This window comes from Chordicoccus furentiruminis, from assembly GCF_019355395.1.
GTDB lineage: Bacteria > Bacillota > Clostridia > Lachnospirales > Lachnospiraceae > Chordicoccus > Chordicoccus furentiruminis.
This window is the reverse complement of record NZ_CP048829.1, coordinates 1,076,658-1,102,753: the sequence shown is the minus strand read 5'-3', so window position 1 is coordinate 1,102,753 and position 26,096 is coordinate 1,076,658. Positions and strand designations below refer to the sequence as shown.

General features: G+C 58.8%; 21 protein-coding genes. 19 read left to right on the top strand and 2 right to left on the bottom strand.

Features of this window, described 5'->3' with window-relative positions:
• Positions 1 to 443 precede the first annotated feature (443 nt).
• The 13 genes from G4C92_RS05230 (at position 444) to G4C92_RS05170 (ending at position 16,939) form a co-directional block, all read left to right on the top strand.
• A complete protein-coding gene (locus tag G4C92_RS05230; RefSeq protein ID WP_408611767.1) occupies positions 444 to 1,577 on the top strand; it encodes a sugar ABC transporter substrate-binding protein in 1,134 nt (377 codons plus the stop codon).
• A 159-nt stretch (positions 1,578 to 1,736) separates the two neighbouring features.
• The gene (locus G4C92_RS05225) at positions 1,737 to 2,705 is read left to right on the top strand and encodes an ABC transporter permease (RefSeq protein WP_274941530.1); all 969 of its coding nucleotides are present in this window, start codon (positions 1,737 to 1,739) and stop codon (positions 2,703 to 2,705) included.
• 18 nt (positions 2,706 to 2,723) lie between these two features.
• Positions 2,724 to 4,223, top strand: coding sequence for a sugar ABC transporter ATP-binding protein (locus G4C92_RS05220; protein ID WP_274941529.1), 1,500 nt, complete (start codon positions 2,724 to 2,726; stop codon positions 4,221 to 4,223).
• An 11-nt stretch (positions 4,224 to 4,234) separates the two neighbouring features.
• Complete coding sequence (locus G4C92_RS05215; RefSeq protein WP_274941528.1) at positions 4,235 to 5,209, top strand: ABC transporter permease; 975 nt, start codon at positions 4,235 to 4,237, stop codon at positions 5,207 to 5,209.
• 92 nt (positions 5,210 to 5,301) lie between these two features.
• Positions 5,302 to 6,732, top strand: a complete 1,431-nt coding sequence (locus G4C92_RS05210) for an L-arabinose isomerase family protein (protein WP_274941527.1) — start codon at positions 5,302 to 5,304, stop codon at positions 6,730 to 6,732.
• 139 nt (positions 6,733 to 6,871) lie between these two features.
• The gene (locus G4C92_RS05205; RefSeq protein ID WP_274941526.1) at positions 6,872 to 8,002 is read left to right on the top strand and encodes a GntR family transcriptional regulator; all 1,131 of its coding nucleotides are present in this window, start codon (positions 6,872 to 6,874) and stop codon (positions 8,000 to 8,002) included.
• A gap of 87 nt (positions 8,003 to 8,089) precedes the next feature.
• Positions 8,090 to 9,685 (top strand): xylulokinase, encoded by a 1,596-nt coding sequence (locus G4C92_RS05200; protein ID WP_274941525.1) that lies wholly within the window; start codon positions 8,090 to 8,092, stop codon positions 9,683 to 9,685.
• A 144-nt stretch (positions 9,686 to 9,829) separates the two neighbouring features.
• A complete protein-coding gene (locus G4C92_RS05195; RefSeq protein ID WP_274941524.1) occupies positions 9,830 to 10,879 on the top strand; it encodes a folylpolyglutamate synthase/dihydrofolate synthase family protein in 1,050 nt (349 codons plus the stop codon).
• Between the two features lie 26 nt (positions 10,880 to 10,905).
• Positions 10,906 to 11,961, top strand: coding sequence for an RluA family pseudouridine synthase (locus G4C92_RS05190; protein ID WP_274941523.1), 1,056 nt, complete (start codon positions 10,906 to 10,908; stop codon positions 11,959 to 11,961).
• A 32-nt stretch (positions 11,962 to 11,993) separates the two neighbouring features.
• Positions 11,994 to 12,719: a PrsW family intramembrane metalloprotease gene (locus G4C92_RS05185; protein WP_274941522.1), complete on the top strand. Its 726-nt coding sequence runs from the start codon at positions 11,994 to 11,996 to the stop codon at positions 12,717 to 12,719.
• A 141-nt stretch (positions 12,720 to 12,860) separates the two neighbouring features.
• Positions 12,861 to 14,312: a uracil-xanthine permease family protein gene (locus tag G4C92_RS05180; protein ID WP_274941521.1), complete on the top strand. Its 1,452-nt coding sequence runs from the start codon at positions 12,861 to 12,863 to the stop codon at positions 14,310 to 14,312.
• Between the two features lie 211 nt (positions 14,313 to 14,523).
• Positions 14,524 to 16,023 (top strand): Eco57I restriction-modification methylase domain-containing protein, encoded by a 1,500-nt coding sequence (locus tag G4C92_RS05175; RefSeq protein WP_274941520.1) that lies wholly within the window; start codon positions 14,524 to 14,526, stop codon positions 16,021 to 16,023.
• Positions 16,016 to 16,939 (top strand): BsuBI/PstI family type II restriction endonuclease, encoded by a 924-nt coding sequence (locus tag G4C92_RS05170; RefSeq protein ID WP_274941519.1) that lies wholly within the window; start codon positions 16,016 to 16,018, stop codon positions 16,937 to 16,939. The genes G4C92_RS05175 and G4C92_RS05170 overlap by 8 nt, the downstream gene beginning before the upstream one ends.
• Positions 16,940 to 17,040: 101 nt before the next feature.
• Here the strand turns inward: G4C92_RS05170 and G4C92_RS05165 are convergent, their stop codons facing one another.
• Together G4C92_RS05165 and deoD are read right to left on the bottom strand one after the other, a co-directional pair.
• Entirely contained in the window at positions 17,041 to 17,979 is a 939-nt protein-coding gene (locus G4C92_RS05165; protein ID WP_274941518.1) for a carbohydrate kinase family protein, read from the bottom strand.
• Complete coding sequence (deoD, locus tag G4C92_RS05160) at positions 17,976 to 18,716, bottom strand: purine-nucleoside phosphorylase (protein WP_274941517.1); 741 nt, start codon at positions 18,714 to 18,716, stop codon at positions 17,976 to 17,978. Before deoD ends, G4C92_RS05165 begins: the two co-directional genes overlap by 4 nt.
• Before the next feature lie 352 nt (positions 18,717 to 19,068).
• On the opposite strand from deoD, the gene G4C92_RS05155 reads away from it, so the two are divergent.
• From G4C92_RS05155 to G4C92_RS05130, 6 genes are all read left to right on the top strand, one after another.
• A complete protein-coding gene (locus tag G4C92_RS05155) occupies positions 19,069 to 20,211 on the top strand; it encodes a BMP family lipoprotein (RefSeq protein ID WP_274941516.1) in 1,143 nt (380 codons plus the stop codon).
• A gap of 83 nt (positions 20,212 to 20,294) precedes the next feature.
• Positions 20,295 to 21,857: an ABC transporter ATP-binding protein gene (locus G4C92_RS05150; protein ID WP_274941515.1), complete on the top strand. Its 1,563-nt coding sequence runs from the start codon at positions 20,295 to 20,297 to the stop codon at positions 21,855 to 21,857.
• Positions 21,854 to 22,960, top strand: coding sequence for an ABC transporter permease (locus G4C92_RS05145; RefSeq protein WP_274941514.1), 1,107 nt, complete (start codon positions 21,854 to 21,856; stop codon positions 22,958 to 22,960). The genes G4C92_RS05150 and G4C92_RS05145 overlap by 4 nt, the downstream gene beginning before the upstream one ends.
• 9 nt (positions 22,961 to 22,969) lie before the next feature.
• Complete coding sequence (locus G4C92_RS05140; RefSeq protein WP_274941513.1) at positions 22,970 to 23,920, top strand: ABC transporter permease; 951 nt, start codon at positions 22,970 to 22,972, stop codon at positions 23,918 to 23,920.
• Positions 23,917 to 25,185, top strand: coding sequence for an amidohydrolase family protein (locus G4C92_RS05135; RefSeq protein WP_274941512.1), 1,269 nt, complete (start codon positions 23,917 to 23,919; stop codon positions 25,183 to 25,185). Before G4C92_RS05140 ends, G4C92_RS05135 begins: the two co-directional genes overlap by 4 nt.
• 73 nt (positions 25,186 to 25,258) lie before the next feature.
• Positions 25,259 to 25,852, top strand: coding sequence for a phosphoribosyltransferase family protein (locus G4C92_RS05130; RefSeq protein ID WP_274941511.1), 594 nt, complete (start codon positions 25,259 to 25,261; stop codon positions 25,850 to 25,852).
• The last annotated feature ends 244 nt before the right edge of the window (positions 25,853 to 26,096 follow it).

Sequence of the window (26,096 nt, the reverse complement as noted above, 5' to 3'; positions counted from 1 at the left end):
CAAAATGTAAGGGGCAAATATGTACAGAATGTGGAAATAATGAGCGGAACAGATGAAAACCTCAACAAAATGATCATCCATAATCTGGACAACCATCACAAATATGTATTTACCTGTTGACGTACGTGTGACCGGTGGATTATAGTGAACTCAGTTTTAAGGACGAAATAATGACGGATTTTTCAGACGGTTGCAGATTGTTATTGACAGAACAGACAAAAACCCGCCTTTGAGTCGTCCGGATCTGACAATCCGCATAGCGAAGGGGACGGACACGTACGTACATGTTGAAAAACTTCTGCGAACCGCAGCGAAAGCGTACGGAACGAAGAACCGCGTGACCGGGCGCCGGCGCGAAAGCGGGCGATACCATTTCAAGGAGGGGTTACATGAAACGCAGGCTTATCAGCGCAGCTCTCTGCGCCACGATGATCGGCTCTCTGATGACGGGCGGGGCCGTCACGGCATCGGCCGACGGCAGCATCGACAACAAGGATATCACGATCGGTGTCTCCATCTGGAGCTCCACGGATGTCCTCGGTTCCCAGTGCAAGCTGATTCTGGACGAGGCGGCGAAGGCGCTGGGCGTCAACGTGCAGTATGTGGATCAGGGACATGTATCCGAGAAGGTGACGGCTTCCGTCGAGCAGCTCTGCGCGGCAGGATGTCAGGGCATCATCATCTGCAACTCGGCTGATTCGGAGATGCAGTCCGCCATCGCGACCTGCAACGCGAACAAAGTGTATCTCGCACAGTTCTTCCGTGTCATCAGCGAAGAGAACAGCAAGGATATTTATGAGCTTGCGAAGGCTTCCGACTACTATGTGGGCGCGGTTCACGAGAATGAGCCGGAGAACGGCGAGAAGCTCGTCAATATCCTGCTTGACAAGGGATGCAGAGACATCGGCCTCATCGGCTGGGAGCAGGGCGACGCGACATGGCTCGGCAGATGGGAAGGCTACAAGGCCGGCGTGGACAAGTGGAACGAGGCTCATCCGGACGATCAGGCGAAGCTGTCCGAGCCGCAGTACGCGGGCACGACATCCGAGGGCGGCGCGAAGGCGGCCAACGCTCTGATGAGCGCGGATCCGAACCTGGATGCGCTGATCCCGGCGGGCGGCGGCGGCGAGCCTCTTCAGGGCGCGATCTCCGCGGTGGAAGCAGCCGGAAAGACGAAGGACATCTCCGTTGTGTCAACGGACTTCCTTCCGGATCTGGGCGAGAGACTTGCCAACGGCTCTATGGCCGGCGAGTCCGGCGGCCATTACTGCGATCCGCTGTTCGCGTTCCTGATGGTCTACAATGCCATCAAGGGCAATTACACGGATTTCGCGGGCACGTTCAACGAGATCAACTTCCCGTATCTGTATGTCTCTTCCTCGGACGACTACAAGGCGTATGAGAAATACTTCGTCGATCAGCTTCCGTACACGGATCAGGAGATCGTCGATCTCTCCAACGAGAGCTTTGAGGATCTCGCGAAGTCGGCGGCGTCGCTGTCCATCGAGGACGCGGAGAAGCGGGCCGGCGGCGCGGTGAGCGGAGTCAGCTCGGACATCGAGTCGGTCGCATCCTGAATGATCTGACAGAAGGAGCCATGGCGGCGGATGCGTACCCGCTCCGCCGCAGAGGTTCTTCATGAATATCCTCCCCGGGCCGGTATCGCGCGGCGATACCGGCCCTTCTTTCAGGACATACTTGTTACGTACAACTTATCGAAAAATGAGGTAAATGGTATGGGTTCATCTGAACGTGCACAGGCGGGCCGGAAGATCTCAGGAAGAACGATGGGGTTTCTGATCCTGATCCTTCTCGTGATCGTCTCCTGGGCGATATTCAAGATCATCACGCCCGGCAATTTCGGTTCTCCGAAAAATCTGCTCAGCTACTTCGAGTCGTCGCTCATGATCTCGGCGGGCGCCGCCGGATTCTATTTCGTCATGGTGATGGGGATGTTCGACTTTTCCATCGGCGCCAACATCATGCTGTCCGCGATCGTCGGCACGGAGCTGGCTTCCCGCTTCGGGCTTGGCTATTTCGGACTGATCTTCGGCTGCATCGCCACAGGCGCTGTCGTCGGTCTGCTGAACGGATTCTTCTATGTGAAGCTTCATATTCCTTCGATGATCGTGACCACAGGACTCGCGCTGATCTATGAATCCGTCGCCAGCTACATCGCAGGCGGACAGTCCGCGACGCTTCCTTCCAATCTGAGGGGCCTCGGCGCGATGCCGGGCGACCTGATTCTGGCGGCCGCCGCCTTCGTGATCGCGTATCTGCTTCTGAATTACACGAAGATCGGCACCTATACCTACGCGATCGGGTCCAATGAGTTCGTCGCGAAGAATATGGGCATCAACGTCAACCTCTACAAGGTGATCGCCTTCATCATCTCGGGTGCATTTTTCGGAATCGAGGCGATTCTGACCATCAGCTACGGTTCTTCAATGGTGGCGGAAACCGGCATGGGATCCATGAGCCGCAACTTCTATCCGACGATGGGCTGCTTCCTCGGACTGGCGCTGAAGAAGTACGGCATTCCGATTCCGGCCATCATCATCGGCGAGTTCTTCCTGCAGATCATCTACTACGGTTTTGTCGCGCTCGGCGCCCCGACTGCCGTCAACGATGTCATCTCGGGACTGGCGCTGCTGATCATCGTCACGCTGACAACCAAGGTCGGCAAGGGCGAAATCGTCAAGTGATTCAAGGAGGAGAAAGACATGAGTGAAGTCAGATTACAGATTCAGCATCTTTCGAAGACCTTCGGGATCACGAAAGCGGTGCAGGATGTCTCCTTTACGGTCAACAAGGGTGAAATTCACGCGCTGATCGGAGAGAACGGCTCCGGCAAGTCGACGCTGACCAATATGCTGACCGGCATTTATTCGATTGACAGCGGCCATTTCATTCTGGACGGGAAGGAAATTCACCCGAAGAACCAGGTCGCCGCGAACAACGAGGGCGTTTCCATCATCGTGCAGGAGCTGGGCACGCTGTCCGGCCTGACCGTCGCGGAGAACATCTTCCTCGGTCACGAGGAACGGTTCGTTCATATGGGAATCAAGAACACCAACGCGATGAACAAAGAGGCGCAGGCGCTGCTCGACGAGTACGGGTTCGGCCGCATCAAGGCCGGCAAGATGGTGGACGAGTACAATTTCGAGGACCGGAAGCTTGTGGAGATCGTCAAGGCGACGTATTTCAAGCCGAAGGTCGTGGTGGTTGACGAGACGACGACGGCGCTTTCCCAGGAGGGGCGCGAGGAGCTCTACAAGGTGATGCGGCGGATTCGCGGGGAAGGCGGCACGATCATCTTCATCTCCCACGATCTCGAGGAAGTGCTTCAGATGTCGGATACGATCACGATCCTGCGCGACGGCGTCTACATCGACACGGTGTCCGCGAAGGCCGTCAGCGAGGACGATCTGAAGCGACTGATGGTCGGCCGTGAGGTCACCGGCAACTACTACCGCGCGGACTACGGCGAACCTGTCAGCCGTGATGTCGTGCTCTCTGTCCGTGACGTGTCGGTTCCGGGACAGATCGAGCATGTTTCCTTTGATCTGCACCGCGGCGAGATTCTCGGTTTCGGAGGACTCTCGGAGTCCGGCATGCATGAGGTGGGAAAGGCCTGCTTCGGCGCCTCCTTCGACCGGACCGGCAGCGTGACGCTGGCCGACGGGACGCAGGTGGACAGCATCCCCACAGCCATCCGGCACAGCATGGCCTATACGTCGAAGGACCGGGACAATGAATCGGTCGTCATGAACCAGAGCATCGGCGACAACATCTGTCTTCCTTCTCTCGGGTCACTGCGCTCCTTCGGCTGCTTCCTGAGCGGAAGAAAGATGAAGGCGTTCGCCGACCGGTACGCGAAGGAGATGTCCGTGAAGATGGTCAATACGGACCAGTTCGTCTCCGACCTCTCCGGCGGCAACAAGCAGAAGGTGGTGCTGGCACGCTGGATCGGAAAGGATTCCGACATTCTCGTTCTTGACAGTCCGACCCGCGGTATCGACATCAAGGTGAAGCAGGACATCTACCAGCTGATGGACAGGATGCGCAGGGAAGGCAAGTCGATCATCATGATCTCCGAGGAGCTGATGGAGCTGATCGGGATGTGCGACCGGATCCTGATCATGAAGGACGGCCGGATCAGCGGCGAACTGGAACGGAACCGCGACCTCGATGAGAACAGCCTGATCGAGAAGATGGTGTAAGGAGGAACGTCATGGCTGAAAAGAGTGCAACGAAAACAGTCTCCCGCGAGGAAGAACTGAAAAAGGTTTCCAGGGCAATGCTGTTCCGCCAGCTGCTTCCGATTGCGGGTCTCATCGCGGTCTTCACCGTCTTCAATATTCTGACGGGCGGCCGGATGGTTTCCAAGTTCAGTCTGGTGATGTCGCAGGTGTATGTGACGATGATCGCCTCTACCGGCGTCTTCTTCATCATGACGATGGGCGGACTCGACTTTTCGCAGGGCTCGATTCTCGGTATGGCCTCGATCGTGGTCTGTCTGGTGTCGAAAGTGAGCATTCCGCTGGCGATTCTGGCCGGGATCGCCACAGGCGCGGCGATCGGCGCGATGAACGGCTTCTTCTATGTCAACCGCAAGATCAAGTCCTTTATCGTCACGATCTGCACGATGTTCCTGTTCCGCGGCATCATCAAGTACATGACATCCAACTCGCCGGTGATGGGCGACATCAAGCTGACGATGCTTGGCATGAACGAGACGCTGAAGATGATCTGCACGCTGATCATCATCGTGCTGGGGCTCCTTGCCTTCCGCTTCACCGGCTTCGGCATCCGGCTGAAGGCGATCGGCGCGGGCGAGAAGGCCGCGAAGTACGCCGGAATCCGCACGGACCGGATGAAGTTTCTGGTCTATGTGCTGGCCGGCGCCATCACGGGCTTCGCCGCCTTCATCAACGCCATCAAGGTCGGCTCGGTCACAGCGTCCGGCGGAAACCAGCTGGAGACGCAGATCCTGATCGCACTGGTCCTCGGCGGCATGCCGATTTCCGGCGGCGCGAAGTCGAGCTTCCTGAACGTGATCATCGGTTCGCTTCTCTATACGGTGCTCACATCCGGGCTCAACATGATGGGGCTTACGACACAGGCGATGCAGCTCGTTCAGGGCGTGGTGTTCCTGATCTTCGTCGCGGTCTTCGCCGACCGGCAGTCCCTGCAGATCATCAAGTGATGTAAGAGAGTCTTCACAGAAACAGAGGGGCGGAAGCTGCGGCGCTTTCCGCGCGGCCCGCTTCTCCCCATCCTATAAGGAGGAATTATAAAATGGAAAAACTGTATTTTATTCCGGGCAGTCAGGATCTCTACGGCGAGGAATGCCTCGCGTCCGTCCGCGCGGACTGCCAGCGCATGACGGATTTTCTGAATGAAAAGCTCGGGGATGTGATCCGCGTCGAGCTGCTGCCGACCGTGGAGACCTCCGCGATCTGCGTGGAGGACATGAAGAAGGTCATGGTGGACGACGACTGCGTCGGCGTCATCACATGGATGCATACCTTCTCGCCGGCCAAGATGTGGATCAAGGGCCTTCAGCTGCTCCGGAAGCCGCTGCTGCATCTGCATACGCAGGCAAACGAGCGGCTGCCCTATGACGCAATCGACATGGATTTCATGAACCTCAATCAGGCAGCCCACGGGGACCGCGAGTTCGGCTTCATTCTCGCGAAGCTGGGGATCCGCCATGAGGTCGTCGCAGGGTACTACCAGCATGATGACGTGCTGGCGAAGATCCGCCGGTTCGCGGAGGTGGCGAAGGCGATCGGGCTGTCGCGCCGCACCCGCGTCGCGACGTTCGGCAACAATATGCGCGACGTGGCGGTCACAGACGGCAACCGTCTCGAGTGTGAGATCAAATACGGATGGGAGATCAAGTACTGGGGAATCGGCGAGATCGCGGATCTCGCGGCGGAGGTGACGGACGCCGAGATCGACACGCAGATGGCGGAGTACGAGAGCCGGTATACGATGGCGACCGACAAGATCGAGGCCGTCCGGACGCAGGCCCGCTATGAGGTCGCCTTCAGAAAATTCATCAGGGCCAACGGTGTCACGGCGTTCACGGATACGTTCCAGGATCTGCACGGACTCAGCCAGCTGCCGGGTCTTGCAGCGCAGGACCTGATGGCGGAGGGCATCGGCTTCGGCCCGGAGGGAGACTACAAGATCAGCGCGTTCTCAGCTGTTCTGATGAAGATGGCGGAGGGCCGCGAAGGCGCGACGGGCTTCATCGAGGACTACACTTACGATCTGACGCCGGGCAGCGAGCTCGAGCTTGCCTCCCATATGCTGGAGGTGCCGGCTTCGTTCGCGGCGTCCAGACCGGAGATCCAGGTGCATCCGCTGGGCATCGGCGGGAAGGACGATCCCGCGCGTCTTGTCTTCGACGGTGTGACCGGCGACGGCATCCAGTGCACGCTGGTGGATCTCGGCGATCATTTCCGGATCATCTGCGCGGACATCGAGCTGGTGAAGCAGCCGGAGCCGATGCCGAAGCTGCCGGTGGCGCGGATCATGTACCGTCATAAGCCGAGCTTTGAGATCGGCACCGCAGCATGGTGCTATGCGGGCGGCGCGCATCATTCCGTCGTCTCGACCGCGCTGACGCGGGCGGACATCGAGCTGTTCGCGAAGCTGACGGATACCGAGCTGATCACCATCGGCGAGGACACGACGGAAGAGGATCTCGCACGGTTCTGAGAAAGAGGCGGGCAGGCGCGTTGGTGGATGCGCCCGGTGCCTGCCCGCGGGGAATCAGAGCTTGAAGGACCGCCGATGACGGAGCGGAAGGAAACAGACAACGGAGACGCAACAGAGAAAAGCAGGGTGAGACGGGAAGATGGCCGACCAGGAAGCGAAATATCTGAAAATCATCGACTGGGTGAAGCAGGAGATCGCGGGCGGGCTGCTGCAGAGCGGCGACCGGCTCCCCAGCGAGAAGGAGCTGAGCGACCGGTTCGGACTCAGCCGTCAGACGGTTCGTCACGCTACCGGCGAGCTGGAGCGGCAGCATATCGTCACCCGGGTGCAGGGAAGCGGCACGTACGTCGGCGGGATCCGGCAGCCTGTTCGTGAGCCGAAGTATATGAGCATCGCGGTGCTCAGCACGTTTTACGAGAGCTATATCTTCCCGCCGACGCTCAAGGGCATCGAGCGGGTGCTCTCGAAGAACGGCTACGCGATGCAGGTCTCGTTCACGGACAACAGAGTGACGCGGGAGCGGGAGATGCTCCGGCAGATCCTCGAGAAGGACAGTGTGGACGGTCTGATCGTGGAGCCGGCGAAGAGCGCGCTGCCGAATCCGAATCTGGAGATGTATCAGGAGATCAGGCGGAGAAATATCCCGATGATTTTCTTTAACGCCCGATATCCCCAGATCGACGCGCCCTGCGTGCGGATCGACGACCGGTCGGTCGCCCGTCAGGCGGTGCAGCTGCTGTTTGACGCGGGGCACAGGCGGATCGGCGGCATCTTCAAGTCGGACGACGGGCAGGGCCCGCTCCGCTACGCCGGCTACATGGACGCGATGCTCAGCGGGGGCGGGGAGACGCACCAGCGGCAGGTGGTATGGGTCGATACGCCGATGACATCGAAGCTGAGCGATCTCGGCGATTACCTGTTCGAGCGGCTCGGAGACTGCACGGCATGCCTCTGCTACAACGACGAGGTGGCGTATCAGCTTGTGGAGCTTGCGCTCAGACGCGGCATCCGCGTGCCCGAGGATCTTTCTGTGGTCGGAATCGATGATTCGTACCTCGCCGGCGTAGGCCGGGTGCCGCTCACATCCTTCCCTCATCCGAAGGAGCAGCTCGGAAGGAAGGTCGCCTCGAATCTGATGCAGATGCTCAGGCAGCCGGTGTTTGACGGCAGCTGCCTATTCGGGAGCGAGCCGGTATACCGGGATTCGGTCTGGGATCTTCGGAGACAGAGGATTTACAGAGGACCGGATACGGCGGAGAAGGACGGATGAACCGCCGCGCAGCCGGAGAAGCGGATCAGGCTCCGCCGGAGGCGGGCGGAAAGCGGGCCGGAAGAAGGAGGACAGGAAAGGAGTCTTATGGGAGCGAAGGAAACAATCGAAGAGGGACGGACCGCCCTCGGAATAGAGTTCGGTTCGACAAGAATCAAGGCCGTGCTGACGGACTATGACGGAAGCGTGCTGGCCGTCGGATTTCATGACTGGGAAAATGCACTCGTCGACGGGATCTGGACCTACAGTCTCGCCGACATCCACGACGGACTCCGCGACTGCTACGCGTCCATGAAGAAGCAGGCGGAGGCACAGTACGGTGTCAGGCTGACAAGGGTCGGCGCGATCGGGATCAGCGCCATGATGCACGGCTATATGGCCTTTGACCGGGAAGGGCAGCTGCTGACTCCGTTCCAGACATGGCGGAACAGCAACACGCAGAAGGCGGCCGACGAGCTGACGGAGCTGTTTGATTTCAACATTCCGCTCCGCTGGACCATCGCCCATCTCTATCAGTGCATTCTCGACGGCGAGGAGCATGTGAAGGATCTGGATTTCGTCACTACGCTGGCTTCGTATGTGCACTGGAAGCTGACCGGGCGGAGAGCCACGGGGATCGGCGACGCGGCCGGTATCTTCCCGATCGATTCGGAGACGCTTGACTATGACGCATCCATGATGGAACGCTTTGACAGGCTGATCGCGCCGAAGGGGTATGTCTGGACGACCCGCGGGATTCTGCCGAAGATTCTGACCGCGGGCGAGGCGGCCGGGATGCTGACGGAGGAAGGCGCGTCGCTTCTCGACGCGTCAGGCGAGCTCGAGGCGGGCATCCCGCTCTGCCCGCCGGAGGGCGACGCGGGCACCGGCATGGTGGCGACCAACTCCGTCGCGCCGCGCACCGGCAATGTATCCGCCGGCACGTCCACCTTTGCGATGATCGTGCTGGAGAAGAAGCTGAGCCGTCTCTACCGCGAGATTGACATGGTCACGACGCCGACCGGCTTTCCGGTGGCGATGTCCCACGCGAACAACGGCACATCGGATCTGAACGCGTGGGTCGGGCTGTTCGGGGAGTTCGCGAAGCTGACGGGTCATCCGGCGGATATGGGAGAGCTGTACACGAAGCTCTACACCAATTCCCTGAACGGCGATCCGGACTGCGGCGGGCTGCTCGCCTACGGCTACCTGTCCGGTGAGGGCGTGACGCATATCAATGAGGGCCGGCCGCTCTTCGCGAGGACGCCGGACGCTTCCTTCACGCTGGCGAATTTCATGCGGGCTCATCTCTACACATCACTGGGCGCGGTCAAGATGGGACTCGACATCCTGATGAAGGATGAGAAGGTCCGGGTCGACCGGATCCTCGGCCACGGCGGCTTCTTCAAGACGCCGGGCGTGGGGCAGCGGTATCTTGCGGCGGCTGTCAACGCGCCGGTGACCTGTATGGATACGGCCAGCGAAGGCGGCCCGTGGGGCATGGCGCTCCTCGCGGCGTATATGATCGACGGAAAGAAGGAGAGACGGCTCGAGGACTTCCTGACGAAGCGGATCTTCGCCCATCAGTCCGGGACGACGGTCAGGCCGGATCCGAAGGACGTCGAAGGCTTCGAGACTTTCATGAAGCATTATCGGGACGGGCTCGCCGCGGAGAAGGCGGCGGTCGAGTCGATGCGCTGGTAAGGATCCTGTTCACGGCTGTTCAACGGCAGCGCGCTGTGCTATGATGCGGTTGCACAGCATGCGGAAGCCGGACCGGTTTCTCCGGTCCGGCTTCTTTTTTTGCAGCGGGCCGGACATGCCGGCCGGAACAGGGAGGAACCCGGAATGATGAACGCAGAAGAAGCGATCGCTTATATCAGAACATACAGCGGGGAGGCCGGGCGCCCCGGCCTTTCCCGGATCCGCGAGCTGCTGCACAGAATGGGCAATCCGCAGAACCGGCTTCGGTTTGTTCATGTGGCGGGCGGAAGCGGCAGAGGGCCGGCCTGCACGGCGCTGGAATCCGTTTTCCGCAGCGCCGGTTATACCACCGGTTTGCTGCTGGCTTCGTCGGATTCCGTCCGGCTCAGCGGGCGGATCCGGACGGACGGCTGTCCGATCCCGGACGGTGATCTGGCGCATGTCACGGAGGAGACGGCCGTGCTGGCCGACGCCATGGAAGAGCATCCCACGGAGTCGGAGCTTTCCACAGCCCTTGCGATTCAGTATTTTGCGGAGCAGGGATGTGAAATCGTGCTCCTTGGGGCTGGCATGGGCGGAGAGACGGACAGCACCAACGTCATCGACCGTCCTGACGCGGTTCTGATCATGGATTTCGGACCGGAGCGGACGGAAGATCCGGAGGCATCACGGATGGAGACGGCGGAGGCGAACGCCGCTGTCATCAAACAGGGCTGCACGGCCGTCTGCTATCCGGTGAGTCCCGAGGCGAACCGGCTGTTCCGAGGCCGCTGCGCCGCGATGTATGCAGGTTATGCGGAGGCGGATCTTTCCGCTCTGGAGCCGGCGGAGAGGGAAACGGAGGGTCAGCCGTTTCTCTGGCGCGGACGGGAGATTGTCATTCCGGATGATCTTCGTCCGGGCGACGCGGCTGTTGTCCTCACCGCAGCGGAGACGCTTCGCGGTCTGGGATGGGAGCTGCCCGCAGCCGCTGTACGGGAGGGACTCCGGACAGTGCACCGCTCCGCGCAGTCTCCGGAGCCGGCCGGCGCAGTGACGGAAGAGAACGGCGAAACATCGGGAGAGAATATTGAAACGCCGGAAGAAAACGGCGGAGCGCCGGAAGCAAACGGCGGCGAAACCGAAGAAAACGGCGACGCAACGGAAGAGAACAGCCGGGCGGCGGAAAAAGACGGGAAAGATCGTAAGGTCTGAGAGCGGCGGAAGAGAAGGAGGTTCCGATGGCGGCGAGAGCGCTTGTCTTTACGGCGCGTAAGCAGGATACGGGACGAACGGTGGGCGACGTGATCCGGAAGGAATTCGGACTCGTCGCTCATGATTTCGCCCGGGCAAAATACAGGACGGAGAACGGTATCACGGTGGACGGGAAGCCTGCGATGGCGAACCGCCGTCTGACGGCGGGCGAGACGCTGACGGTTCTGCTTGAGGACGGGGAACCGGGCCGGATTATACCCGCGCGGGGGCCGCTTTCGGTGCTTTACGAGGATGAGGACGTGATCGCGGTCGATAAACCGGCCGGGATGGTCGTGCATCCTTCCCATGGGCATTTTGCCGATACGCTGGCCAATTATCTCGCGCAGTATTTCCTCGATCGGGGAGAACCGCATGAGATCCGGCCGGCTGGCCGGCTCGACAAGGATACCAGCGGTGTGCTGCTTTTCGGCAAGAGCCGGACCGCCTGTGCGCATCTTGCGGCCGGCGCATCCCGGAACAAGCAGTATCTGGCGCTGGCGTCGGGCGTTTTTGCCAATCCGGAGGGGACGGTCCGCGCTCCGATCAGCCGCGAGTATGAGGAGAAAATCCGCCGGGTGGTGCGTCCGGATGGAGCGGAGGCGGTGACGCATTACCGCGTGCTCAGACAGTACGCGGACTGTGCGCTGCTGACGCTCACGCTGGAGACCGGCAGGACGCATCAGATCCGGGTGCACATGGCCTATCTGGGGCATCCGCTGCTGGGCGATCCGATCTATGGAAGCGGCGTTCTTCTGCCGGAGCAGTGCACCGGCCGGACGATGGAAGCCTATCCCGCCCAGCTGAGACTCACGGACGGGGAGCGGGCGGAGCGGATCCGGGCGAACCGGGGATTTGTGCGCACGGCGCTTCACGCCTGGCGGGTGACATTCCTTCAGCCGTTCTCCCGTGAGCCGGTTGCGGTGACGGCGCCTTTGCCGGCTGATTTCCGACGCGTAATTGCGGAGGAGGGAGATGATTTCCGGCTTGTCCGGGAGGAAGGAACCGTCCGTTCCGGGTTGACAGCGTTCCGTCCGCATAGTTAAATGTAAGAAATGCGTCCGGGGGGAGGGAACGAATGATGTTTTTTCTGATGCCGATCGGCTGGATTCTGTTCATCTACATCTCAGCGGCCGTGATCCCCGCAGTCTTTCTGATGCGCTATATCTATCAGATGGATACCGTGGAGAAGGAGCCGCCGGAACTGCTCTGGTCCCTTGCGGGACAGGGCGTGATCGCAGCCCTCATCTCCATCGTGCTCGAGATGATCGGCGAGGCGATTCTCAATCACTCGAAGATCAGCAGCGGCAGTCCGACTTATGTGATCCTTCTCGCCTTTCTGGTCGTGGCAGCGGCGGAAGAAGGTTCTAAATATGTGCTGCTTTACAGGCGGACGTGGAACGACCCGAACTTCAACTACCGCTTCGACGGCGTCGTGTACGCGGCGTTCGTCTCGCTGGGCTTCGCGGCCTTCGAGAACGTCAAATATGTCTTCGATTACGGTCTCACGGTGGCGTTTCCGCGGGCGATCCTTTCGATTCCCGGCCATCTCGGCTTCGCCGTTGTGTTCGGCTGTTTCTACGGCCGGGCGCGTCTCTGCGCGGACCGCGGGGAACGCGGCAGGTCGGCGGTCAATCTCGCAGCAGGATATCTGCTCGCCGTCTTTCTTCACGGTTTCTATGATTCCTGTGCGATGATCGGAACGGGGCTTTCCACTGTGGTGTTCGTTCTGTTTGTCGCGGTGATGTATATTGTGGTTTTTCAGCTGCTCAGGCATGAGTCCCGGACAGATGAGCCAGTCTGATGATTCAGCGTTTCGCGGACCGGATCTGCGGGACGCTGATTTTGCGGTGCGGCATGCATTTTCATACAAATGGTAGCAGGACCGGATCACGGTCTCACTATAGCAGCCTGTTGTGACTTTGCATCTTAAGAGGAGGAGACAATGAGTTATCAGAAGAAAGCGATCGGAGACAGTCCGGTCTACGACGCAAGAGTGCTGGGAAAGGGGCGGATGGCCGTTCTCGGACTGCAGCATATGTTCGCGATGTTCGGCGCCACGGTGCTGGTGCCGGTGCTGACAGGACTGCCGGTTTCGACGACGCTGCTGTTCGCCGGACTCGGAACACTGCTTTTTCATCTGATTTCCAAACGGAAGGTGCCCGCGTTCCTCGGATCGTCCTTCGCGTTTCTTGCCGGCTACGCGGCGATTGCGCCGCACGGCGAGGAAAATCTGCTGCCTTACGCCTGCTTCGGCGTCGCGGTGGCGGGGCTGATGTATCTGGTGCTGGCCGCGCTCTTCAGGGCCTTCGGCGCGAACCGTGTCATGCGGTACTTTCCGCCGATCGTCACCGGGCCGATCATCATTGCCATCGGACTGAACCTGTCGAAGTCGGCGGTCGATAACTGTGAGACCAACTGGGGCATCGCGCTGGTCGCCATCGTGGTGATCATCATCTGCAATATCTGGGGACGCGGGATGATCAAGATCATCCCGATCATCATGGGCGTGCTCGCGTCCTATCTGGTCGCCGCACTCACCGGCAACGTGGATTTCGCTCCGGTGGCGAAGGCCGCGTGGATCGGCTCGCCGGTCATCTGGAAGGATACGGTGTTCGGCCTTCTCGCAAGCGGACATGCGGACCGGGGTCTGCTGCTGACGTCCGTGATCACGATTCTTCCGATTTCCTTCGCGACGATGATGGAGCATATCGGCGATATCTCGGCGATCTCCTCAACCGTCGGAAAGAACTTCATTCAGGATCCGGGACTGCACCGGACGCTGACCGGCGACGGGCTGGCGACGGTGGTCGCTTCGCTCTTCGGCGCGCCGGCCAATACGACCTACGGCGAGAATACCGGCGTGCTGACGCTGACCCGTGTCTATGACCCGAGGGTGATCCGCCTCGCCGCCGTCTACGCGGTGCTGCTGTCCTTCTGCCCGAAGTTCGCGGCGATCATCGAGGTGATGCCGGCCGCGACGATGGGCGGCATCTCGCTGGTCCTTTACGGCATGATTTCCGCGGTCGGCGTGCGGAACATCGTTGAGACACGCGTGGATTTCACGAAGAGCCGCAATGTCATCATCGCGGCGCTGATTCTTGTCCTTTCCATCGGCATCAACTATTCAGCTTCCGGCGCCATCACGTTCAAGGCCGGCGCTCTGACGATCGGGCTTTCCGGACTTGCGGTGGGTTCTCTCGTCGGCATCCTTCTGAATGCGATCCTGCCGGGGAAGGATTACCGCTTCCAGGACGATGAGCCCAACGACACCGGTGTCGATCTGCAGATCCAGCAGGGCGAGACACTGACGGAGGTGAAGGAACGCGTGACGAAGTCCAGAAAGCTGGCGGAGGAGCGCGCGGAGCGCCAGACGGAACGGGACCGGGAGGAATAAAGCGAAAGACAGGAAAAGACGGAGCGGCTGCGGCCGCTCTTTTTTATGGAAGGATGGATCCCCCGGATAACCGCTCTGCTGAAGCGCTGAAGCATGCTTTGCTGAGAGAATCGGATAAAAATCGTGCATTTCAAGCTGTTTGCCTGCGCATATTCGTTGTGGCATAATATTTGATGAGCTTCATACGCGCACCTTTGAAGGAGTGACTTTTATGCTTGACTATATCCTGTTTCAGACGGCGGATTTTCTTGAAAAAATGCCAAAGACTGTCAGAAAGAAAAAAGGACAGTTTTTTACTTCAAAGGAAACGGCTGTCTTCATGGCCTCTATGTTTGATCTTTCAAATATAGGAATCCATGTTGACATTCTGGATCCCGGAGCAGGGACAGGTATCCTCTCGGCCGCTTTGGTTGATCGTATGATTGACGAGAACAGAGTGAAATCAATCTCCTTAACGTGTTATGAGAACGATCAGGATGTATTGCCTGTTCTGCATCATAATTTGCGATACATAAAGGAGCATTCGCCGATAGACTTCTCGTTTGCTGTCCATGAAGATGACTATATTTTGTCTCAGGCAGATGATTTTGAAAGAACTCTATTTGCTGGGAAGGCACTTGAAAAATATGATTTGGTCATTGGAAATCCGCCTTATCTCAGGATCGGACGGAATGATCCGGCGGCAATGGCCATGCCAACGGTCGTCTACGGAGCCCCAAACATGTATTTCCTTTTTGCTTCCATGTCTTTATTTAATCTGAAACCGGGCTGTGAGATGGTTTATATCATTCCCCGCAGCTGGACATCCGGTGAGTATTTCAAAACATTCAGAAGGTATTTCCTGGATGAAGGAAAGCTGGAGCAAATCCATTTATTTGTGAGCAGGGATAAGGTTTTCAATCAGGAACAGGTTCTTCAGGAGACCATGATCATAAAGGTCAGGAAAGAAAAAAAAGCACCTGCATACGTAAAGATTTCATCGACGCAGACGAATGATGATTTTAATGAAATCGAAGAAATCAATGTTCCATACAATGCGATTGTTTCGGGCGATCGCTTATATGTGTATCTTCCGACATCACAGAAAGATGTCGAAGTAATTAAAATGATAAACCGATACACTAAGACGCTGCCGGACGAAGGCCTGAAAATGCATACAGGTATCGTCGTCGATTTTCGCCAATGGAAAGAATTAAAAAAGGAACCCGGCGAGCATATCCTGCCGCTATTTTATAGCCAGAACATAAAAGACGGACGGGTAAATCATAATCCTACAGGAAAAGAGTACGATTGGATCGCAGATTCAAAACCGGGACTGATACAGAAAAATCAGAATTATGTATTTTGCAAACGATTTACGGCTAAAGAGGAACGCCGCAGGCTGCAATGTGGGATTTATCTGGCGAAAGATTTTTCACAGTATAAATTCATAGGAACACAAAATAAAATAAATTATATTGACAGGGTGGACAGGGAAGAGATGAGCGCACCCCTGACTTATGGCATATATGCATTGCTTAACTCTACCTTGTTTGATCTGTTTTATCGGATTTTGAACGGCAGTACGCAGGTGAACAGTACGGAAATAAACCACATTCCGGTCCCGCCGATTGCGGATATAGAGGAAATCGGAAAACAGCTTCTTGATGCTGAGGATCTGTCAACAGAAACATGTGACAGGATATTGAAAGGAGCCGCATATCATGGATAAAGTCAGTGAAGCGAAGATTTTCTTAAAATCCTTCGGCATGCCCGGGAAACAACAGTCAGATATTGCGGCTTACACTCTTCTGACGCTGGCACATATGAAGCCATCTGATCATTGGAATGATGCCACAAACGATTGGATTCGAATACATGATGTGCTGCAATTCACAGGAGAAAACTATGGAAAGATTTATGCCGAAAACACGCGTGAAGCCATTCGCAAGGAGTGTATGCATCAGTTCAGGGAAAGCGCATTGATAGAAGACAATGGACAAGCTACAAACAGTCCCAATTATCGTTATCGGATCACGGACGAATCATTGAAACTGATTCGTGACTTTGATTCGTCAAGATGGGAACGATCGTTGGAAAGATTCAGACTGTATCATCAGTCGCTGATTGATAAATATACAAGCAGGAAAGCGATGGAAATGATGCCTGTCCGAATCAATGGGAAAGAACTGAACTTCAGTCCCGGCAAGCACAATGCATTGCAAAGAGCGATTCTTGAACAGTTCGCTCCGCGTTTTGCGCCCGGATGCGAATGTCTCTATGTTGGAGATACGATCCGGAAAGACCTGATAAAAGATGTCAGCAAACTGAAATCACTGGGCTTTGAAATTACTTTGCATGACAAAATGCCGGATGTTGTTTTATACAGGCAGGACAAGGACTGGATCTATTTTGTGGAAGCGGTCACAAGTGTAGGACCAATGAGCCCTCAACGAATCATCGAAATTCAGGATATGACGAAAAATGTGAAATCCGGAAAGATTTTTGTGACAGCTTTTCAGGATCGTGACGTATACAAAAAGTTCAGCTCTGATTTGGCATGGGAGACAGAAGTTTGGATTTCAGATTTTCCTGACCATATGATTCATCTGAACGGAGATAAGTTTCTGGGGCCGCGAATGACCTGAAGCATAGAAGAAAAGAACGTAAGGATCCCGCCGATCCGATACGGTCTGGTATCGGTCCGGCGGGATCCTGCCGTTAAACTGAGTGCTCCGGGCGGTCTCCTTCACCCCTCCGCCTGCGTTTTCCGGCCCATCTCCGTGAAGAGACGGCGGATCGTATCCGCCGGCAGCTGGCCGCCCTCGATGCTCACGGTCGCGGAGGAGAGAAGCGTGGCGAGCTTCATGCAGTCCTCGAGCGGCCATTCCATTGAGAGACCGGCGAGCACGGATCCGGCGTGGGAATCACCGGCGCCGATCGTGTCCGCCACCTTCGCGGGGCGTCCGTACATCCGGTGCAGCGAGCCGTCCGGTCCGGCCCAGAGCGTTCCCTTCGCGCCGCGGGTGACGATGACAGTGTTGCCTGTCCGCTGGTAAAGCGCGGAGGCCGCTTCCTCCGGCGTGCAGGCGCTCCGGCTGAGGCCGGACAGAATGTAAGCCTCCGACTCATTGATATGCAGAATCGGGTGAAGCCGGTAGACGGCTTCGTGAATGCGCCTGTCGATGCTGGCCGAGCGGGCGTTCGGCGCGTACACCGTTTCGGCGCGGAGAGACGACATGAAGTCGATCAGGGCGGGACCGGTCGGCTCCTCCACCTCGAAACCGCTGATGTACGCGTAGTCGAACGAGGAGGTATCCATCTGATCGAACCATGCCGGATCGAAGGTGTACTCCGCGCCGTGAACCGCGAGAAAGGTGCGTTCGCCGGAATCTTCCACGTAACAGTAGCAGCAGCCGTTGTCCCGGTCCGGGACGCGGACGGGTCCGCTGAGGCCGAGAGCCGTGAGATGATGCCAGACATAATCTCCGAACATGCCGGTGCCGACCGGCGTGACGAAGGTCAGCGGCACGCCGAGCGAGTGGCCGATGTGGGCCACGTTGCAGGCGCAGCCGCCGATGGAAAAATGCTGATACGACGGCTCGATGTCTTCGCCGGTGGAAGGAAGGTGCGGCAGGCGGATGATGATGTCCACGCAGGTGGAGCCGAACACAAGGATCCGTTTCACGGCTTCGCGCCTCCGATCAGGCCGGACCGGTACATTTTCACGGCTGTCTCCAGCGCGACGCGGCCCATGTGCACATAGGCGTTCTCCCGGTCCTCGATGGAGGCGTGGGTATCCGCGTACATCTCATCGGTGACGGTGAGAATCGCCAGCGCACGCTTCGAGGCCCGCGCGGCGTTCAGATAGAGGCCGTAGGACTCCATCTCTCCCGCGAGACAGCCCATCTTGGCCCATCCCTCAAGCGTATCGGTCTCCTCGTAGAAGGTATCGCCGCTCGCGACATTGCCCACATGGAAGCGGACCTTCTGCTCCCGCGCGGTCTGCACGGCCGTCTCCAGCAGATCCCAGTCCGCGATGGCGGAAATCTGGCCGGAGGCGTGGAAGCCCGCGCCGAAATTGCTGTCCGTGGAGGAACCCTCGGCGAGTACGAGATCCCCCATCCTCACCTTCGGAACCATGCCGCCGCAGGTGCCGATCCGGATCACCGCGTCGACGCCGTAGACATGATAGAGCTCCCATGAGTAGATGGCGATGGAAGGGATCCCCATGCCGCTTGCCTGAACGGAGACGGGAAATCCCTTGTAGGTGCCCGTGAAGCCGAGAATGCCGCGGACCTTTGTGTAGAGATGCGGACTGTCGAGCCACTCCTTCGCGAGCTTCTCCGCCCGGTTCGGGTCACCCGGCATCAGAACGATTCTGGCGATGTCGCCGACTTCTGCGCTGTTATGAGGTGTTGACATAAATGAACGTCCTTTCCGGCCGGAGGAGGTGCCTGTCCCGAGCGGCCTTTATTATGGACTGCATTTTACTACAAAGATACAAATTAGAAAACATGTATATCCACAGGTACAAAAGGATGGGATTCTGTCAACATATTGATTCATGAAACAAAATACAGTATATTGCAAGGAGGGATCGTTCGCATTTACACGGCTCTTACAGAGGCGGTCCGCATCCGGGATGTGGTGCGCCGGGCCGTGATCGGACTCCGATGCACACTTTACTTTGCCGCGGTGAAGCGATGATGTACAGTCGGCGGCGGGCGTCTGGCTGACAGAGGGCCGGATCAGCAGAGACAGAAGGAGGCAGCATATGAAGAAAAAGGGACTTGCAATCACTGCACTGACGATGTCGGCGCTTATGACGTTCAGTACCGGAGCGGCGGTGTACGCGGCGAGCGATGTATCGTCTGCCGCGGAGAGCGGCGCCGCGTCGGCTTCTTCGGCGGTTGAGGCCGCCGCGGACGAGAAGCCGCTGAAGGTCGCGCTTCTCCTCACCGGGAATCTGGGCGACATGTCCTTCCTCGATTCCGCGAACGAGGGCATGAAGGAGGTCGAGAAGAAGCACAACGTGACCTGCCAGGTGATCGAGATGGGCTCGGACTCCAGCAAGTATGAAGGCAATTTCCTTGACGCCTCGGATGAAGGCTACGACATCATCATCGGATCCGGATGGCAGTCGCAGGAGCCGATTCAGAATGTGGCGCCGGACTATCCGGATACAAAGTACATTCTCTTCGACGCTTCCGTCGACTATGACAAGGGCGACTATTCCAACGTCTACAGCATCAACTACAAGCAGAACGAGGGATCCTTCCTTGCCGGCGTGATGGCGGGCGAGATGACCGAGACCAATACCATCGGCTTCCTCGGCGGCATGCAGGGCTCGGTCATTGACGACTTCATGCTGGGCTATATTCAGGGCGCGCAGTACGCCAACAAGGACATCAAGGTGCTGACAGGCTATGTCAACAGCTATTCGGACAGCGCGACCTGCAAGGAAATGTCGCTGGCCGATTATAATCAGGGAAATGCAGACGTCGTCTTCACGGCGGCCGGCGCTTCCGGTGTGGGTACGCTGGACGCGGCGAAAGAGACCGGCAAGTGGGCGATCGGCGTGGATTCCGATCAGGCGATGCTTTACAAGGACTCCGATCCGGAGAAGGCAAATCACATCCCGGCGTCCGTGATGAAGCGGGTGGACAATTCTCTCGTCAGAGCCTTCGATCTGAACGCGGAAGGCAAGCTGCCGTGGGGCAAGTCCGAGACGCTGGGTCTTGCGGACGGCGCTGTCGGCCTGAGCGAGAACGAGTTCTATGAGAAGCTGGTTCCGGAAAATGTCCGGGCGGACATCGAGGACGCCTCGAAGAAGATCGTCTCCGGCGAGATCACGGTTGACACCGCTTTCGGAAAGACGAACGATGAGATCGCAAAGATCGTATCCAAGGTTCAGTAAGCAGGAAATTCATGCGGCGGGCCGGCGGCCTGAGAGGCGCCGGCCCGCCGCCGGTGTATTTTCAGAAGATCCGGAGGCCGCAGATGAGCAGCGAAACACCGATACTTGAGATGAAGGACATCACGAAGGTCTATGCCAATGGCATCGTGGCCAACCGGCAGGTGCATTTCTCCGTGAGAAAGGGAGAGATTCACGGTCTGATCGGGGAGAACGGCGCGGGCAAGTCCACTCTGATGAATATTCTGTTCGGCGGACAGCAGGCCGACGAAGGCAGCATTCTCCTTGACGGGAAGGCGATCGAGATTCATTCCCCGATGCAGGCCATCGGGTACGGAATCGGCATGGTCCATCAGCACTACGCGCTGGTTCCCTCGATGACGGTGGCGGAGAATGTCTTTCTCGGAGACGAGCCGCGGACAAGGCACGGACTGATCGACCGGGAGACCGAGGTGAAGCGGACGAAGGAACTCTCGGATCTCTATCACTTCCAGCTGAATCCTTCGGATGTGGTGAGGGATCTCTCGGTGGGTACCAAGCAGAAGATCGAGATCCTGAAGGCTCTGATCCGGGGCGCCCGGATCCTGATCCTCGACGAGCCTACCGCCGTCCTGACGCCGCAGGAAACCGAGGAGCTTTTCCGTGAGCTGGAGCTCTTCAAGAAGAACGGACACACGATCATCTTCATCTCACACAAGCTGAACGAGGTGAAGGAAATCTGCGACCGGATCACGATCATGAAGCACGGCCATTCCGTCGGCTGCTACGAAACCGCCGGTATGAACGAGGGCGACATCTCGAAGTTGATGATCGGACGGGACGCGGTGAACCAGACCCGGAAGGAACCGGCGAAGCCGGGAGAAGAGATGCTGTCGGTCCGGAACCTCAGCGCGTTCGAGGACGGCGTCGCGAGGCTGAAGAGTGTCAGTCTTTCGATCCGCAGGGGCGAGATTCTCGGCATCGCGGGGGTCGAGGGCAACGGACAGCAGGAGCTGGTGGAGTGCATCGCGGGACTCCGGCGGACCGAGAACGGCGAGATTCTGCTGGAGAACCGGGAGATTCGCGGACTGAGTCTCCGGAAGATCCGGGAACTCGGCATTTCCTACATCTCCGAGGACCGGATCGGCCAGGGGACGGCGGGAGAAGCCAGCATCGAGAGCAACATCATCGCGGACAAGCTGCTGAACGGCCGGATGATGAAGGGTCCGTTCATCGACAGGAAGAAGAGCGAGCGGTTCACGGAGGAGCAGATCCGGGCCTACGCAATCCGCGCCGATTCGATGAAGCAGCCGGTCCGGATGCTTTCCGGCGGCAACATGCAGAAGGTGGTCATCGCCCGGGAACTCTCGGACGAGCCGAAGCTTCTGATCGCCAACCAGCCGACCCGCGGCGTCGATGTGGGCGCGATGCAGTTCATTCATGCCAGCATCATCGCGCTCAGAGACAGGGGAGCGGGCGTCATCCTTGTCTCCTCGGATCTCAACGAGGTGCTGGAGGTGAGCGACCGGATCGCGGTGATGTATGATGGGCAGCTGGCGGCGTTCTTTGGCGACGTCCGGTCCGTCAGTGAGGAGGAGCTCGGGTTCTACATGCTCGGCGTGAAGCATCAGGAGCCGGATGAGATCAGAAAGAGGATGGCGGAAGCATGAAGACAGAAAAGAGAAGCAGCTACGAGCAGAACCGGCGGGATGAAAACCTCTTTCAGTTCACGCGGACGATGCTCGCGATTCTGATCTCCGTCGGGATCACCTTTATCATCATCGCGTGTGTGAGCAAAGAACCGCTGGAGGCGATCTTTACCTTCGTGACGGGTCCGTTCTCCACACTGCGCCGGTTCGGCAACGTGCTGGAGGCCGCGATCCCGATCCTGTTCACGGGACTCGCCGCCTGCGTGATGTTTCAGGCGAAGCAGTTCAGCCTGATCGCGGACGGAGCCTTCTATATAGGCGGTTTTCTGGCCGCTCTGGTCACGATCTATTGTCCGTTCCAGGGGGTCGGGGCGACCGTGCTCGCGATTCTGGCGGCGACGGCGCTGGGCGCGCTCTGCGGCGTGCTCCCGGGCTTCCTCAGGGCGAAATGGGGCGCGAATGAATTCGTCGTCTCGATGATGTTCAACTATATCGTGATCGCCGTCGGACAGTATCTGTTCATGAACCGGTTCCGGGATCCGGGCTCGGGCAATGTGGCGACGGCGGTGATCCCCGAGGCGGACAAGCTCGCGGGGCTGATCCCCCGGACGAAGGTTCATTCGGGTCTGATCCTCGCGCTGATCGTGACAGTTCTGGTCTATCAGTTCATGTACCGCTCCCGTACAGGCTTCGCGATCCGGATGACCGGCATCAATCCGCGGTTCACCGGTGAGATGGGATTCAGTACCTTCGGCGTGCTGATGCTGGTCCAGATCATCGGGGCGGCACTGGGCGGCTTCGGCGGCGCGGTGGAGGTACTCGGGATGTACGACCGCTTCCAGTGGCAGGACACGCTGGGATACGGCTTCGACGGCATGACTGTTGCGATCCTTGCCGCCAATAACCCGGCGCTCGTGCCGCTCGGTGCGCTGTTCCTCGCGTATATGCGCGTGGGCACCGAGGTGATGGCCCGGACGACCAGTGTACCCAACGAGATGATCTACATCGTCCAGGGTATCATGATGCTGCTTGTGACGGCGACCGGTTTCCTCGTTCACTGGAGACACCGCCTCCTGCTGAAGCGTTCCGCGGGACGGCAGGAATCAGACGAAGGACAAGCGTGAGGTGACGACATGAATCTGCTGCGAATTATCTGCTCCGAATCATTTCTCTTCTCTGTATTCCGGGTCAGTACCTCTCTGGTTTTTGCCGGAATGGCGGCGGTCGTATCCGATCTCGCCGGCGTGACGAATATCGGAATCGAGGGCTGCATGCTGACCGCGGCCTTTGCGGGCGTCTGTTTCTCGGCGCTTTTCCAGAACGCCTGGATGGGGCTTCTGTTCGCCGTTCTATGCTCGGTCGCGATGGCGATGCTGATGGCGTATTTCATTCTCCATCTCGGGACCCATTTCGTGATGAGCGGCCTGGCGGTCAACATGCTCGCCAAGGGAATCACGATCTTCGCCCTCTTCCTGCTGACCGGTCAGAAGGGGGCGTCCACCGCGATCCCGAGCGTGATGCTGCCGAAGCTGGACATCCCGCTGATCCGCGAGATTCCCTTCGTCGGCGCCGTCATCTCGGGCCAGAACGTGCTCACCTATCTCGCGTTCCTCGGCGTGATTCTGCTCCGGTTCATTCTCTACAGGATGCCGCTCGGGACGAAGATCCGCTCTGCCGGCGAGGCACCGGACGCGGCGGAGAGTGTAGGCATCCGTCTCGTGAGAACCCGGTATATTGCGCTGCTCATCAGCGGTATCTTCGCGGGCTTCGGGGGCGCGTACCTCTCGATGGGCCAGATGGACGGATTTACGGCCAACATGACGGCCGGGCGCGGCTTCATCGCGCTGGCGGCGGAATCGATGGGCCAGATGACGCCCTGGGGCACCACGCTGGCGGCGCTGTTCTTCGGCGCGACCAACGCGCTCGGCAATTCGCTTCAGATGCTCGGCATGCCGGTTCAGTTTGTCTCCGCGATTCCGTACGCGGCGACGCTGCTCGGTATCACGGTCTATTCGCTTCACAGGACGTCCCGCGCAAGACAGCGGACGGAGAAGGCAAAGCGGGCCTCGGGGGAGGCTTCATGACGGAACGGAGCGGGAAAGGGCGTGTTTTTCACGGCCGGTTCGTCAGCGCGCCGGAGCCGGATACCTTACAGGTCATGGAACCGGCGTATGTGAGCGTGGATGCAGCCGGCCGTATCCGGTCGATCCGGCCGGAGAAGCCGGATACGGAGGGAGGTGCGGAGACGGTCGAGCTCGGGGACGCGCTGGTGATCCCGGCCTTTACGGATCTCCACCTGCATTCCGCCCAGCTTCCGATGGCCGGACTCGGCTGCGACAGGACCGGAGAGGAGTGGTTCCGGCTGTACTGCCATCCGACGGAGCAGGCCTACGCGGAGCCGGAGAACGCGGAGAGAGTCAACGCGGCGCTCACGGATCAGCTTCTCCGGTACGGCTCGCTCCACGCGGTGATGATGACGGCTTCGGACCTCCCGTCGGCACTGAATCTCGTCAGTCATCTCCGGCGCAGAGGACTCGAAGCCTTCGTCGGTAAGATGAACAGCGACTTCAGCGAAGACGGTCAGGCCCCGGAGACAACGGAGGCGTCCGTACAGGGGACGGAGACGCTGATCCGCGCGCTCGAAGGGGAGGATCGGATCCGCTGCATTCTGAGCCCGGAATATATCCCGGCCTGCTCGGAGGCTCTGCTCGATGCGCTCGGCCGCCTCGCGAAGCGGTACGGCCTCCCGGTGCAGTCCCACATGAACGAGAACCCATTTGATACGGCGGCGGTGAGAAAACGCTTTCCGGAGGAGAGAACCTACGCGCGGGTCTGGGACCGGTTCGGACTGTTCGGTCAGACGCCGACCGTGATGGCCCACTGTACGTACGCGGAGGAAGAGTCTCTTGCGCTGATGGCCCGGCGGGGCGTGTTCCTCGCGTACTGTCCGGACGCCATCGTGCATATCCCGAACGACCGCTATCTGAATGTCAGGGAATGCATGAGAAAAGGGATTCCCGTGGGACTCGGCAGCGACGTGGGCGGCGGCCACACGCTGGACATGCGGCAGGTGATCGTGAATGCCCAGCTGGTTTCCAAGGTGAGCGGCCGCACGGATCCGCTGACGCTGACGGAGGCATTCTATCTCGGGACGCGGGGCGGCGGCCGTTTCTTCGGGGATACAGGCTGCTTCGCGGAGGGAATGTACTTCGACGCACTGGTGATCGATGACCGGGAGCTGAGGCAGTTCCGGCCTTATACGCTTCCGGAACGACTCGCCCGTTTTCTCTATGCCGGATCGGCAGAGATGATCCGCGGACGGATTCTCCGGGGCGTGCGGACCGGGTGAGGCGCGTCGGGCGACGATCCGCCGGATCCGGAGACGCGGTCCGGACGGAAAGACAGATACAGGAGGGAAAAGCATGGATGAACGAGTCAGAACAGAGATGGTGGATACGGAGAACGGAAAGAAGCTGCGGGTCACACTGGGAGACGGGGTATTTGACCTCCCGTTCAAAAAGATCGGAGGCCGGACGGTCGGTTTCCTCGACATCAGCGGTCAGGTCAGTCTGATTGAGCATGCAGCCGACGAACTGGTCCGTCTGATGGAGGAAGCCGGCGCGTCCTTTGATACAATCCTGAACCCGGTCTCGAAGAGCAACGCGCTCGCGCACGCGGTCGCGGTTCGCTGGAGCCGGATACATCCGGAGCTGACGCATACGGTCGTAGCACGGAAGAGCACGGATCCGGCGAACACTGTCCGGGCCGGATACCGCTCGGTGACGACCGACGCGGACCAGACTCTGAGCCTGACGCCGGAGGACGCGGCGTATCTTTCCGGAAAGAAGATCCTCCTCATGGACGATGTTTTCGGCGGGGGCGGCACTACGAAAGCGCTGAGAGAGCTGGCGCGTAAGGCCGGCGCGGAGGTGTCGGCCCATGCGGTCGTCGCGGTCGAGCAGGGCAGCGCCCATCCGGACGGTCTCTTCTATCTTTTCGAGCTGCCGGTGCTCTGAAAACGGCCTTTTCTTCCGGCGCCGGGTGCATTTCCCGCCTTGACAGCAGGGAGAGCGCGTGCTAAGTTTGAGAAGACAAATTTCTGGAGGAAACACATGAAGATCTCCGCTCATTCTGCATTCGGCTTTTTCTGGTTTGCGGGCTTTACCTTTACGAAGGGTAAGGTTTTGTCGGCGTGACCAGAATCGCAGGAGATCATTCATAAAGCATCCGATCCCGAGGTCAGCCGGCCGCGGGATCTTT